Source organism: Micrococcus sp. EYE_212 (assembly GCF_023147585.1).
Taxonomy (GTDB): domain Bacteria; phylum Actinomycetota; class Actinomycetes; order Actinomycetales; family Micrococcaceae; genus Micrococcus.
The window spans coordinates 114978-128585 of sequence record NZ_JAHXOZ010000003.1; the positions used below are offsets into that span (position 1 = coordinate 114978).

A 13608-nucleotide genomic window follows, 5' to 3' on the forward strand; every position below is an offset into this window, starting at 1 on the left:
GTCTCCCGGTGCCTGGGGCGGGCGCGCAGCGGCCCGCCGGTCTTCTCAGTCGTTGATTGCGCGTGCCAGTCTACGCAGTGCACGCCCCCGGCCCGTCCTGCAGGAGGGGCGGGGCCGCCTCACTCCGCGATCTCCTGGTACGCCGCGAAGAGCAGCGAGGCGTCCGGGACGTCCACCGTCACGGGGCTGGCCAGCCCGTCGAGCAGGACGAAGCGCAGCTGGTCCCCGCGGTTCTTCTTGTCCCGGCGGATGCCCTCGAGGAGGGTCTGCCAGCGGTCGCCGCGGTAGGACACCGGCAGGCCCAGGGACTGGAGCACGGCCCAGTGGCGGTCCGCGGTGGCGTCGTCCAGCCGGCCCAGGGAGCGGGCCAGCTCGGCCGCGAACACGAGGCCGACGGACACGGCTGCGCCGTGGCGCCACTGGTAGCGCTCGGCGTGCTCGATCGCGTGGCCCATGGTGTGCCCGTAGTTGAGGGCCTCCCGCGGACCGGACTCGCGCAGGTCCCGGGAGACCACCTCGGCCTTGACCCGGATGGCGCGCTCGATCAGCTCCCGCAGGCGCGGCGAGTGGGGGTTCTGCGCCTGGGCCGGGTCCTCCTCGATCAGCTCGAGGATCGCCGGGTCCGCGATGAACCCGCACTTGACCACCTCCGCCAGGCCCGAGATGAGCTCGTTGGCCGGCAGCGTCAGGAGGGTGTCGAGGTCCGCCAGCACGCCGGCGGGCGAGTGGAACGCGCCCACGAGGTTCTTGCCCTCGGCGGTGTTGATGCCGGTCTTGCCGCCCACGGCGGCGTCCACCATGCCCAGCAGGGTGGTGGGCATGTGCACCACGCGCACGCCGCGTAGCCACGTCGCGGCCACGAAGCCCGCCAGGTCGGAGACGGCGCCGCCGCCCACGGAGACGATCGCGTCCGAGCGGGTGAAGTCGTTCTGGCCCAGGACCTGCCAGCAGAAGCCCGCCACCTGGAGGTGCTTGCCCTCCTCGGCGTCCGGGATCTCGGCGGTCAGGGCCGTGAGGCCGCTGGCCTCGAGGTCCGTCTTCACGACGTCGCCCGTCGCCCGCAGGGCGCGGGGGTGGACCACCAGCACCCGCTGCACGCCGGGGCCCAGGATGTCGGGCAGGCGAGCGAGCAGGCCACGGCCCACGACGACGTCGTAGCCGCCCTGGGCGGCGTTCTCGTGGCCGCCGCCCACCGGGATGACGGTGGCGTCCTCGGGGCGGTCGGCGCCGGGCGCGTCGGCCCCCGGCTCACCGGCGGGATCGAGCTCGGACGGGTCCGGATGTCGCTCGGTCATGGGTGGGTCTCATTCCTTCAGCGGGGGCAGATCCCCTCTACGATACGCCAGGCGAGCTCGCGGGCCGGATCTGACGTGGTGTCCACCACGAGGTCGGCGACCTCGTGGTAGAGGGGATCGCGCTCCGCGAGGATCCGGCTCCACGTGCCGGCCGGGTCCCCCGCGAGCACGGGGCGCCCGGCACCGCTGTCGAGCCGGCGCAGCGCCTCGGCCTCCGTCACGCGCAGGTACACGACCGCGACCTCGGGGCGGGAGAGCAGAGACCGCGTCCCGGGCGAGAGCACGGCGCCGCCGCCGCTGGCCAGGACGCACGGCACGGCGCGGCTCAGGACGTGCTCGATCACCCGTGCCTCCTCGGCCCGGAACGCCCGCTCGCCGTGCTCGGCGAAGAAGGCGGGGATGGGTCCGTGGACCTGCACGAGGAGGTCGTCGGAGTCCACGAACGCCAGCCCCGTGGCCTCGGCCAGGGCGCGCCCGACGGTGGTCTTCCCCGCGCCCATGGGCCCCACGAGCACGAGGCCGCGCCGCGTGCCGGCGTCCTCCCCCGCCCTGGCCGACGCGGCGAGCCGCGCCTCGAGGGCGCCGGCCATCGCGTCCCACGGCCGAGCCGTGCAGGGCCCCGGGACGGGGTGGGTCGCCGGGCAGGCGGCCGTCACGGCGCGGGCCTCACGGCAGGGGGTCGCCCATGGGGCCGTCGGCGGGGGCGTCCCCCGCAGGCTCGGGCAGCGCGGGGATCGCGGCCGTGAAGGCCTCCAGGTTGCGCCGGGTCTCCCCGAGCGAGTCGCCGCCGAACTTCTCCATCACGGCATCGGCCAGCACGAGCGCGACCATGGCCTCGGCGACGATGCCCGCGGCGGGCACCGCCGCGACGTCCGAGCGCTGGTGGTGCGCCGTGGTCTCGGCGCCGGTGGCCACGTCCACGGTCGGCAGCGCGCGCGGGACGGTGGCGATGGGCTTCATCGCCGCGCTCACGCGCAGCACCTCGCCCGTGGACATGCCGGCCTCGATGCCGCCGGCGCGGTCGCTCGTGCGACGCGGTCGGCCGCCGTCGCCGCGGGCGATCCCGTCATGGGCCGCCGAGCCGCGGCGGGAGGCGGTGGCGAAGCCGTCGCCCACCTGGACGCCCTTGATGGCCTGGATGCCCATGAGGGCGCCGGCCAGACGCGCGTCGAGCCGGCGGTCCCCGTGCACGTGCGAGCCGAGGCCGATCGGCACGCCGTAGGCGAGGACCTCCACGACGCCGCCGAGGGTCTCCCCCTCCTTGTGCGCCGCGTCCACCTCGGCCACCATCGCGGCCGAGGTCTCCGGGTCGAGGCAGCGGACGGGGTCGGCGTCGAGCCGGGCCACGTCCTCGGGCACGGGGAAGGCGTGGTCCGCGGGCAGGGTGGCCGCTCCGAACGCGACGGTGTGCGAGACGATCCGCACGCCGAGCTCGGCGAGGAACGAGCGGGCCACGGTGCCGAGGGCCACGCGCGCGGCGGTCTCGCGGGCCGAGGCGCGCTCCAGCAGGGGGCGGGCGTCGTCGAAGCCGTACTTCTGCATGCCGGTGAGGTCGGCGTGGCCGGGACGCGGGCGGGTCAGCTTCGCGTTGCGCGCGAGCCCCGCGAGCTCCTCGGCCGGCACGGGATCGGCCGCCATCACCTTCTCCCACTTGGGCCACTCGGTGTTGGCCACCTGGATCGCCACGGGCGAGCCCAGCGTCAGGCCGTGCCGCACGCCGCCGAGCACGGTGACGGCGTCCTGCTCGAACGACATCCGCGCGCCGCGGCCGTAGCCGAGGCGACGGCGCGCGAGCGCGTCCGCGATCGCCTCCGTCGTCACCGGGATCCCGGCGGGGAGACCTTCGAGGATTCCTGTCAGGGCGGGGCCGTGAGACTCTCCCGCTGTCAACCAGCGCACCATGCCGACGATCCTCTCACGCAGGCGGGGCGCCGCCGCCGGATGTGACCGGCGGCGTCGCCCGCGGGCCGTGCCGGCGGCGGGTCAGGCCCCGGCCACGCCGAGTGCCCGGGCGGCCGCGGCCGTCACCGCGGCCCAGTCCGGCTCCGGCGCACCGGCCTCCCGGCGGGGCCGAGCGGTGAAGAGGCGCACCTGCTCCACGCCCTGGTGCAGCAGCATCGCGACGCCGGACACGACCGCCCCTCCGTGGCCGGACCACGCGTGGGCGAGGGCGGAGGGCCACGGGTCGTACGCGGCGTCCAGCAGGGGCGGCAGCGCCCCGCCCTCGGGGAGGCACGGGGCGAGGGGGTCGGCGGCGCGGGGCGGCAGGGTGGCGACGAGCGCGCGCAGGTCCGGGGCCAGGGCCAGGAGCTCGGCCTGTGCCATGACCTCCACCCGGAGCCCGAGCCCGGCCGCGAGGTCTGCGACGTCCGCGGCGCGGGACGGCTCCCGCACGCCGAACGCGACGGCGTCGGCGCCGAGCTGCCACGCGGCCAGCACCGCGGCGGCCGCGGTGCCGCCGTTGCCGAGCACACCCATGGCACCGCCGCGGGCGGCGGGGTCCAGCCCTGCGGTGCGCAGGGCACCGACCACGCCGTCGACGTCCGTGTTGTGGGCCAGCAGGGCGCCCGGATGGTCCGGGTGGTCGCGCACGAGCGTGTTCGCCACGCCCAGCAGGCGCACCCGGTCCGTCAGGACGTCGGCCTCGGAGACCACCGCCGCCTTGAGCGGCATGGTGACGGAGACGCCCAGCCAGTCCTCCCCGGGGTCGGCGGCGCCGGATCCCGTCGCCCCGGAGGCCCTCCCGAGGCGGTCCCGCACGAAGGCGGGCAGCTCGTCCGGGCCGAGGTCGTGGCGGTCGTAGACCACGGGCAGGCCGAGGGCCGCGTAGGCGGCCCCGTGCAGCGTCGGGGAGAGCGAGTGCGCGATCGGGCGGCCGAGCACGCCGGCGCGCAGGCGGACCCCCGGGGGCGCCGGGGCGGCGCTCACCCGCACACGTCCGGGTTGGAGGCGCAGTACTTCTGGAACTCGCGCTGGTGGGCGCGGTGCTCCTCGTACGTCTTCGAGAACTCGGTGTGCCCCGTGGCGATGTCGGTGGTCACCCAGTAGTAGTCCTCGGACGGCTCGGGGTGCACGGCGGCCTCCACCGCGGCGTCGGAGGGCATGCCGATCGGCCCCGGCGGCAGGCCCCGGTGCTGGTAGGTGTTGTAGGGGTTGGACTCGTCGGCGCGCTGGGCCTTGGTGAACTGGAGGCTGCGCGCCTCAAGCCCGTAGTTGACGGCCGAGTCGATCTGCAGCAGGCCGTGGGTCTCCGTGTTGTCCGGCGCGAGCCGGTTCTCGATGATGCCCGCGACCCGCGCGTAGTCCCGTGGCAGGGCCTCGGCCTCGAGGAGGGAGGCCAGGGTGACCACGCGCATCCGCTCGTCGGGGTCGCTCACCCCCTGCTCGTCGAGGAACTCGAGGCGCGGGCGCACGAGCCTGTCCAGGATCTGCTCCGGGGTCGAGTCCACGGAGATCCGGTACTCCCCCGGGTCGAGCCACCCCTCGAGCGAGTCGGCCCCCTCGGGGACGCCGTACCGCTGCGGATCGCTGGCCGCGGCGTCGAACTCCTCGCGGGAGTGGCCCGTGGACTCCACGAGGGCGTCCAGCGTCTCCGTGAGCCACTGGCCGCGGTTGACGAGCACGTAGTGCACGGCGCCCTGGTCCCGGCCCTGCAGCACGGCGAGGGCGTCGGCGGCGGGCATGCGCTCGCGCAGCACGAAGTCGCCGGCACCGATGGGCCGTTCGCCCGACTCCTCGGCCTCGCGCCGCAGCGCCGAGGCCGAGCCGACGATGCCCTTCTCGTCCAGGCGCTCGGCCACGGACTGCAGGGACTCCCCCGGGCGGACGGTGAACGTGACCTCCTCGCCCGAGGCCTCGGCGTGGTCCGCCCCGGCGAGCATGGAGCGCAGCGCCAGTGCGGCCACGACCACGAGGGCCGCCGCCACGGCGAGTAGGACCACCCGACCGCGGCGCCGCCGGTCCCCCCGTCCCGTGCCGGCCGCGCGGGCCGAGCCGGTCATGACGGGGCGCCGTGCGGTGCCGCCGACGACGGACGGGCCCGCGGCGCGCGACCCCCGCCCGCGATCCACGGCTCCAGCCCGGCGCGGGGAGCGTCCGGCGCGCAACCGTCCCAGCGTGCCCGCGAGGGCGCCGACGCGGACCGGCGGCGGGGCGGGCTCCGGCTCGCCGGGCTCCTCGGCGTCCGAGAGGTCCGCGGTGAGGTCCTCGTGCTCCACGAAGCCGAACACGTCGAGGTCGTCGTCCTCGGGGTCGTGGTCGTAGCCCCGGCGTGTCTCGTTCACGGCGTCTCCTCCGTCGTGGCCGGCTGCCCGGCCCAGGCGCCCGTGCGGCGCTGCTCGTCGATGGCCGCCTGCAGGATGGCGACGGCCGCCGCCTGGTCGATCACCGACCGGCTGTCCTTCACGGTGCGGCCGGCGCTGCGCAGGCCCGCCTGGGCCGTGACCGTGGAGAGGCGCTCGTCCACGAGGTGGACGGGGACCGGACGGCCCGCGGCGCCGAGGGCGCGCTCGAGGCGCGCCGCGTAGTCGAGGGCGTCCTGCGTGGACGGCGTGTGCTCCCCGCGCAGGTTGACCGGCAGCCCCACGTACACCACCACGGCCTCGTGCTCGTCCACGTGGCGCACGAGCTCGCCGAGGTCACGGCCGTGCCTCGCGTCTCGCCGCAGCGTGGCCACGGGGGTGGCGAGGAGGCCGTCCGGGTCGGACGAGGCGACGCCGACGCGCGCGCGGCCGACGTCCACCCCGATCGCGCGCCCGCGGCGCACCTCCCACGAGCTCACGCCGCGGCCACCGCCGCCCGCACGGCGTCGAGGGCCGCGGCCACGGCGGAGGCGTCCTGACCGCCGCCCTGGGCCACGTCGTCCTTGCCGCCGCCCCCGCCGCCGAGCACGCGCGTGGCGGTCTTGACCATGGCGCCGGCCTTGAGGCCCGCTGCGCGGGCGGCCTCGTTGGTGGCGACGACGACGAGCGGGCGTCCCTTCGCCTCACCGGTGAGCGCCACGAGCACGGGGGTGCCGGCCGCGTTGCCGCCGGCGGACTCGATGCGCGAGCGCAGGTCGAGCACGAGGGTGCGCAGCTGGTCGCCCGCCACCTCGCCGGCGTGGTGGGTGAGGACCCGCACCGCCGTGCCGGCCGTCGTCGTGACGTCCTGCGCGCCCGCGGCGAGCTGGCCCGCCTGCGCCTGCAGCTGCTTCGCCTGGAGGTCGGCGATCTGCTTCTCGGCCGCCTTGAGGCGGTCCATCGTGGCGGAGATGCGGTCCTTGAGCTGGTCGGCCGGGGCCTTGAACATCTCCGAGAGGTCCGAGACGAGGGTGCGCTCGGTGGCCAGGTGGCGGAAGGAGTCCAGGCCCACGAGCGCCTCGACGCGGCGGTTGCCCGAGCCGACCGACTGCTCGCCGAGCAGGGTCAGGGAGCCGATCTGCGCGGTGCGGCCCACGTGGGTGCCGCCGCACAGCTCGCGGGACCAGGCGCCGTCGATCTCGACGACGCGCACGCGGTCCCCGTACTTCTCGCCGAAGAGGCTCATGGCGCCGAGCGCGCGGGCCTCCTCGATGCCCATCTCCTGGGTGAGGACCTGGTGGTCGTCCCGGATGGCGATGTTGACGACGTCCTCGATCTCCGAGCGTGCGCCCGCCGAGACGGACTCCGCCCAGCGGAAGTCGAAGCGCAGGTAGCCCTCCTTGTTGAAGGAGCCGGACTGCGTGGCGTCGGGGCCCAGGACCTGGTGCAGGGCGGCGTGCACGAGGTGCGTGCCCGAGTGCGCCTTCTCGCCGTCGAGGCGGCGCTGCAGGTCGATCTGGCCGAGCGCCTCGGCGCCCACGGGCACCTCGCCCTCGAGCACCCTGACCCTGTGCACCGAGAGGCCCTTGACGGGCGCCTGGACGTCGAGGACCTCGAGGCGGAAGCCGTCGCCGGTGATGAGGCCGGTGTCGGCCGCCTGGCCGCCGGACTCGGCGTAGAACGGGGTGGCGTCCAGGACCAGCTCGAGCTCGGTGCCCGCTGCCGCCGAGGGGACCTCGGCCCCGTCGGAGAGCAGCCCGCGGATCACGGACTCGGTGGTGTGCTCGGTGTAGCCCGTGAAGTGGGTCTGGCCCTCGGAGCGCAGGCGCTGGTACACGGCGGTGTCCGTGTGGCCGGACTTCTTGGCCTTGGCGTCCGCGCGGGCGCGGTCGCGCTGCTCGGTCATCAGGGTGCGGAAGCCCGCCTCGTCGACGGCGACGCCGGCCTCCTCGGCGATCTCGAGGGTCAGCTCGATCGGGAAGCCGTAGGTGTCGTGCAGCTCGAAGGCGTCCGCGCCCCCGATGCCCGTCCCGCCCGTCTTCGCGGCGCCGACGGCGGCGTCCAGGCGCGCGGTGCCCGCGGCGATGGTGCGCAGGAACGCCTTCTCCTCGGCGTAGGCGATGCGCGAGATGCGGTCGAACTCGTCCGCCACCACCGGGTAGACGCCCTTCATGGCATCGCGGGAGACGGGCAGCAGCTCGGGGAACACGGGCTCGGTGACGCCCATCAGGCGCAGGGCGCGGACCACGCGGCGGATGAGGCGGCGCAGCACGTAGCCGCGGCCCTCATTGCCCGGGCGAACGCCGTCGCCGATCAGCATGAGGGAGGAGCGCACGTGGTCGGCCACCATGCGCAGGCGCACGTCGTCCTCGTAGTGCGGGTCCGCGGGATCCTCGGTGGAGGTGTAGTCCCGGCCGGCCAGCTGCGCGGCGCGGTCCAGCACGGGGCGGACCTGGTCCGTCTCGTACATGTTCTCCACGCCCTGGAGGATCATCGCGAGGCGCTCGAGGCCGAGGCCGGTGTCGATGTTCTTGTTCTGCAGCTCGCCGGCCACGTCGAAGTCGTCCTTCGAGCGCACCGCGGAGAGCCGGTACTGCATGAACACGAGGTTCCAGATCTCGATGTAGCGGGTGTCGTCCGCCGCCGGGCCGCCCTCGGCGCCGTACGCGGGGCCGCGGTCGTAGAAGATCTCGGAGCACGGGCCGCCGGGGCCGGGCTGGCCCGTGTTCCAGTAGTTGTCGTCCTTGCCCATGCGCTGGATGCGCTCGGCGGGGACACCGACCTCCTCGCGCCAGATGCGGGCGGCCTCGTCGTCCTCCTCGTACACCGTGACCCACAGCCGGTCCGGGTCCAGGCCGAAGCCGCCCTCGTCCACGGAGGAGGTCAGGAGCTCCCAGGCCAGGGGGATGGCCTTCTCCTTGAAGTAGTCGCCGAAGGAGAAGTTGCCGCACATCTGGAAGAACGTGCCGTGGCGGACGGTCTTGCCGACCTCCTCGATGTCCGCGGTGCGGATGCACTTCTGCACGGACACGGCGCGCGGCGCCGGCGGGGTCTGCTCGCCCAGGAAGTAGGGGATGAAGGGCACCATGCCGGCCACGGTGAAGAGCAGCGACGGGTCCGGGGACACCAGCGAGGCCGAGGGCACCGGGCGGTGGCCCTGCTGCTCGAAGTAGGCCGTCCAGCGGCGTGCGATCTCCTGCGACTTCATGCGGTGGGGTCCTTCGGGATGGTGGTGGACGGGGAGGGGGTGGTGCGGGGCGCACGTGCGGGCGGTGCGGACGACGACGGCGTGTCCAGCGTCTCCCCCGCGATGACGGTGGCGCGCGTGGCGAGGGCGGAGACCCACGGCGGGGCGTCCGTCTTGAGGCGCTCGGTGAAGCGGTTCATGCCCTCGGCGAGGGCCGTGGCCGCGGCGTCGCCGGCCGCCTGGCCGAGGTCCTGGGCGATCGTGTCCGGGTCGATCCCGGCGCGCTGGGCGAAGCGGCGCCCCAGGTCGGGGGCGCCGTGCGCGGCGGAGGGGCGGGCGGCGTCGGGCTCGACGAGCGGGCCGAACGCGCGGTGGGCGTACCACCCCGCGGCGGAGCCGGCGGTCAACAGCAGCAGCGAGCGGAGCATGGCTGGCCCTCCTTCGGGAGCGTGCGGATACCGGGTTCACCCTACCGGGACGCGCGGACGGAGCCGGGGACGCCGCAGGCCCGGCACCTCGACGAGGTGACCGGGCCTGCGGGACGCGCGTGGCGTCGTCGTCCGGGACGGGTCCCGGAGGAGAGGGATCAGCGCGCGTAGTACTCGACCACGAGCTGCTCCTCGCAGGTCACGGGGACCTCGGAGCGCTTGGGGCGACGGGAGAGGGTGGCCTGGAGCTTCTCGATCTCAACGGTCAGGTAGCCCGGGGTGGTGGGCAGGACCTGCTGGTGGGCGCCGGCGGCGGCCAGCTGGAAGGGGACCATCTTCTCGGAGCGCTCGTGCACGTGGATCATCTGGCCCGGCTTCACGCGGAAGGAGGGGATGTCGACGCGCTTGCCGTCCACCATGATGTGGCGGTGCACGACGAGCTGGCGGGCGGCCTGGATGGTGCGGGCGAAGCCGGAGCGCAGCACGAGGGCGTCGAGGCGCATCTCGAGGAGCTCGACCAGGTTCTCACCGGTCAGGCCGGCGGTGCGCTTGGCCTCCTCGAAGTAGCGGCGCATCTGGGCCTCGCGGATGTTGTACTGCGCGCGCAGACGCTGCTTCTCCTTCAGGCGCACCGCGTAGTCGGAGTCCTGCTTCTTGCGGGCGCGGCCGTGCTGACCGGGGCCGTACGGACGGCGCTCCATGTACTTCTCGGCCTTGGGGGTCAGGGCGATGCCCAGAGCGCGGGAGTGCCGCACGGTGCGGCGGGTGCGCAGGTTGCCACTCATGGTGGTTCCTTCTTTCCTTGACATGCGACACGGTTCGGGTTTGTCTCCGCGCCCCGTCAAGCACCCGCGCGGGGGCGGGCGACGGTGAGGGCGTGGAACCTGGCCTCCGCGTGATCCTCCGGAGAGCTGAGGGGCGTGCCGCCGCCCGTCATCCACTGATGCGCTGCGCGGTCCGCGCCGGAGCGCAGGCACACGGGGTGCCCGCCGATCGGCGCGGGGGGATCAGTCTGCGGCGCAGCGCCTGCCAGACCGATCAACCCTACCAGAGCCGCGGGCTCAGTCCTGCCCGCGGACGATGCGCCGCAGGGCCGCCACCTGGTCCACGAGCCGCTTCTCATGGCCGATGGGCTTGGGCCGGTAGTAGTCCTTGCCCACGAGCGGGTCCGGCGGGTACTGCTGGCGGGCGACGGCGTGCGGCTCATCGTGGCTGTACACGTACCCCTTCCCGTGGCCGAGGTCCGCCGCGCCGGCGTAGTGGGCGTCCCGCAGCGGCGGCGGAACGAGCCCGCCGTGGCCCGCGCGCACGTCCGCGATCGCCTCGTTGATCGCCGTGTAGGAGGCGTTCGACTTCGGCGCCGTGGCCAGGTGCGTCACGGCCTGCGCGAGGATGATCCGCCCCTCCGGCATGCCGATCAGCTGCACCGCCTGGGCGGCGGCCACGGCGGTCTGCAGCGCGGTGGGGTCGGCCATCCCGACGTCCTCGGAGGCGGAGATCACGAGCCGCCGGGCGATGAACCGCGGGTCCTCCCCCGCCTCGAGCATCCGCGCGAGGTAGTGCAGCGCCGCGTCCACGTCCGAGCCGCGGATCGACTTGATGAACGCGGAGATCACGTCGTAGTGCTGGTCGCCGTCCTTGTCATAGCGCTGGACCGCGTGGTCCATCGCCTGCGCGGCGTCCTCCGCGGTCACGGTCACGGGCGTCCCGGCCTCGGCGCCCTCTCCCCCGGTGGACGGGTCGCCGTCCGCCTCCGCGGGATCCGCCCCCTCGGCCGCAGGGCGGTCGTCGCGCGCCCGGTCCAGTCCGACGCCGGCGGCCGCCTCCAGCACCGTGAGGGCCCGTCGGGCGTCGCCGGCGGCCATGCGCACGATGTACTCCCGGGCCTCGTCCGTGAGGGCGACCGCGCCGTTGAGCCCGCGCTCGTCCGCCACCGCCCGGTCCACGAGCCCCACGATGTCCTCCGCGGTGAGCGGCCGCAGCGTCAGCAGGAGCGACCGCGAGAGCAGCGGCGCGATCACCGAGAAGCTCGGGTTCTCCGTGGTGGCGGCCACGAGCACGACCCAGCGGTTCTCCACACCGGGCAGCAGCGCGTCCTGCTGCGCCTTCGTGAACCGGTGGATCTCGTCCAGGAACAGGACGGTGGTGCGGCCGTAGAGGTCGCGCTCGCGCAGGGCCTGCTCCATCACCTGGCGCACGTCCTTCACGCCCGCGGTGATGGCGGAGAGCTCCGTGAAGGTGCGCCCCTCGCCGCGCGCGATCACGTGCGCGAGCGTCGTCTTCCCGATCCCGGGCGGCCCGTACAGGATCACCGAGCTCGGGCCCGCGGCCTGCGAGGCGGGGTCCGGCTGGGCGAGCTTGCGCAGCGGCGAGCCGGCGTGGAGCAGGTGACGCTGGCCCAGGACCTCGTCGAGGGAGCGCGGCCGCATGCGCACCGCCAGCGGCGCGGACGGGTGCGTCCCGGCGACCGTCCCGGCGGGGCCGGGGTCGTCGTCGGGGGTGAGCGCGGCGGAGAAGAGGTCGTCCATCCCCTCCAGCGTAGGCCTCCCCCGTGCCGGTCACCCCGTGGAGAGGTGGGCGTCAGCGCGGGGTCACCCGCGGTTCACCCGCATGGCATAGATCTCAGGGGTACCCCCGCACCCCAGCACAGGATCCCCATGCGCACCCTGCACCGCCTCGCCGCGGCGACCTCCGTCGTCGCCCTGTCCGCCGCCGTCGTCGCCCCGATGACCGCCGCCGCCCCGCCCGCCCACGCGAAGGCCCACGGGCGCTCCGCGGCCGTCGCGTCCGGCGACGCGGCCGGCAGGTCCGTCGAGCTGACCCCCGCCGGCACGCACGAGACCGGTGTGTTCGGCGAGTCCGCCGCCGAGATCCCGGCCTTCGACCCCACCACCGGCCGCCTGTTCGTGGTCAACGCGGAGAAGGGCGCGATCGACGTGCTGCGCGTCGGCGCCGACGGCGCCCCGACCGCGGAGACCGTCCTCTCCGCCGAGGGCCTGGCCACCGCCGACGGCTCCATCACGGACGAGGGTGCCACGGTGAACTCCGTGGCCGTGTCCGGCGGCGTGATGGCCATGGCCGTGGAGGCCGCGGACAAGACCGGCCTCGGCTGGGTCGTGTTCTTCGACACCGAGACCCTGGAGTACCTCGGCGGCGTCCGCGCGGGCGCCCTGCCGGACTCCATCGCCTTCTCCCCGAACGGCGAGTACGCCGTGGTCGCCAACGAGGGCGAGCCCGCCGACGACTTCTCCGTGGACCCGGAGGGCACGATCTCCGTGATCTCCGTGCCGAAGAACGTCCAGCAGTTCTCCCGCCTGTCCCAGGACGACGTGCGCACCGTGGACTTCCGCGCCTACGACGAGGGCACCGCGCTGCCCGAGGGCGTCCGCGTGTTCGGCCCGGACGTGCAGGTTCCGGAGGGCCAGGAGGAGGCCGGCTACGTGGCCCGCAACCTCGAGCCCGAGTACGTCACCATCGGCGACACCGGACGCACCGCCTACGTCTCGATCCAGGAGGCCAATGCGATCGTCGCGATCGACCTGAAGTCCGCGTCCATCGAGGACTTCTGGGCCCTCCAGCTCACCGACTGGTCCCAGGACGGCGTCCTCGACGTCTCCAACGAGGACGACGCGATCACCCTGCAGAACTGGCCCGTGATGGGCGTGCCGATGCCCGACGGCATCGGCTCCTACCGCTGGCGCGGCCAGGACCTCGTGGTCTCCGCCAACGAGGGCGACTCCCGCGAGTGGGGCGACTTCGTGGACGCCGAGCGGGTGAAGGACCTCGAGCTGTGCAAGGCCGAGTACCCGGACGCGAAGGCCCTGCAGAAGAAGGGCGCCCTGGGCCGCCTCAACGTCATCACGGACCTCGGCTACGACGCCGAGCGCGAGTGCTACTCCCAGCTGCACGCCTACGGCGGCCGCTCCTTCTCCATCTACACCGCGGACGGCGAGCGGCTCTTCGACTCCGCCGGCATGATCGAGGAGCAGATCGCGGCGCTCATCGAGGCCGGCGAGCTGCCCGAGTGGGCGTTCAACGCGAACAACGACGAGACCCCCTCGTTCGACTCCCGCTCCGACGACAAGGGCGTCGAGCCCGAGTCCGTCGTCGTGGGCCGGATCCAGGGCCGCACCTACGCGTTCGTGGGCCTGGAGCGCATCGGCGGCGTGATGGTCTTCGACATCACGGACCCGACGCAGGCCACCTACGTGGACTACGTCAACGAGCGCAACTGGGACGCCGAGGGCGACGACGCCGGGGCCGGCCTGGGCGACATGGGTGCTGAGGGCCTGACCTTCGTGCCCGCGCACGAGTCCCCCTCGGGCGTGGCGCTGCTGATCGTGGCCAACGAGGTCTCCGGCTCCACCACCGTGTACGAGGTGAACCCCACCCGCGTGAAGTGATGCGCTGACGGGGCA

Annotated in this window: 11 protein-coding genes; 1 reads left to right on the forward strand and 10 read right to left on the reverse strand. The window is 74.4% G+C overall.

Annotation, left to right across the window (positions count from 1 at the left end; translation table 11 throughout):
* Window positions 1-119 precede the first annotated feature (119 nt).
* From aroB to KZX60_RS03345, 10 genes are all read right to left on the reverse strand, one after another.
* Complete coding sequence (gene aroB, locus KZX60_RS03300; protein WP_248115605.1) at window positions 120-1295, reverse strand: 3-dehydroquinate synthase; 1176 nt, start codon at window positions 1293-1295, stop codon at window positions 120-122.
* Between the two features lie 17 nt (window positions 1296-1312).
* Entirely contained in the window at window positions 1313-1885 is a 573-nt protein-coding gene (locus KZX60_RS03305) for a shikimate kinase (protein ID WP_248115606.1), read from the reverse strand.
* 76 nt (window positions 1886-1961) lie between these two features.
* Complete coding sequence (aroC, locus tag KZX60_RS03310; RefSeq protein ID WP_248115607.1) at window positions 1962-3197, reverse strand: chorismate synthase; 1236 nt, start codon at window positions 3195-3197, stop codon at window positions 1962-1964.
* An 81-nt stretch (window positions 3198-3278) separates the two neighbouring features.
* Window positions 3279-4223 (reverse strand): shikimate dehydrogenase, encoded by a 945-nt coding sequence (locus KZX60_RS03315; RefSeq protein WP_248115608.1) that lies wholly within the window; start codon window positions 4221-4223, stop codon window positions 3279-3281.
* Complete coding sequence (locus KZX60_RS03320; protein ID WP_248115609.1) at window positions 4220-5578, reverse strand: endolytic transglycosylase MltG; 1359 nt, start codon at window positions 5576-5578, stop codon at window positions 4220-4222. Before KZX60_RS03320 ends, KZX60_RS03315 begins: the two co-directional genes overlap by 4 nt.
* Window positions 5575-6075, reverse strand: a complete 501-nt coding sequence (gene ruvX / locus KZX60_RS03325) for a Holliday junction resolvase RuvX (protein ID WP_248115610.1) — start codon at window positions 6073-6075, stop codon at window positions 5575-5577. Before ruvX ends, KZX60_RS03320 begins: the two co-directional genes overlap by 4 nt.
* Entirely contained in the window at window positions 6072-8783 is a 2712-nt protein-coding gene (gene alaS / locus KZX60_RS03330; protein WP_248115611.1) for an alanine--tRNA ligase, read from the reverse strand. Before alaS ends, ruvX begins: the two co-directional genes overlap by 4 nt.
* On the reverse strand, window positions 8780-9190 hold the full coding sequence (locus tag KZX60_RS03335; protein ID WP_248115612.1) for a hypothetical protein: 411 nt from the start codon (window positions 9188-9190) through the stop codon (window positions 8780-8782). The genes alaS and KZX60_RS03335 overlap by 4 nt, the downstream gene beginning before the upstream one ends.
* A 158-nt stretch (window positions 9191-9348) precedes the next feature.
* Window positions 9349-9999, reverse strand: coding sequence for a 30S ribosomal protein S4 (gene rpsD / locus KZX60_RS03340; RefSeq protein ID WP_319074221.1), 651 nt, complete (start codon window positions 9997-9999; stop codon window positions 9349-9351).
* Between the two features lie 252 nt (window positions 10000-10251).
* Complete coding sequence (locus tag KZX60_RS03345; RefSeq protein WP_248115614.1) at window positions 10252-11718, reverse strand: replication-associated recombination protein A; 1467 nt, start codon at window positions 11716-11718, stop codon at window positions 10252-10254.
* A 129-nt stretch (window positions 11719-11847) separates the two neighbouring features.
* Between KZX60_RS03345 and KZX60_RS03350 the strand changes: the two genes are divergently transcribed.
* Window positions 11848-13593: a choice-of-anchor I family protein gene (locus tag KZX60_RS03350; protein WP_248115615.1), complete on the forward strand. Its 1746-nt coding sequence runs from the start codon at window positions 11848-11850 to the stop codon at window positions 13591-13593.
* Window positions 13594-13608: the final 15 nt, after the last annotated feature.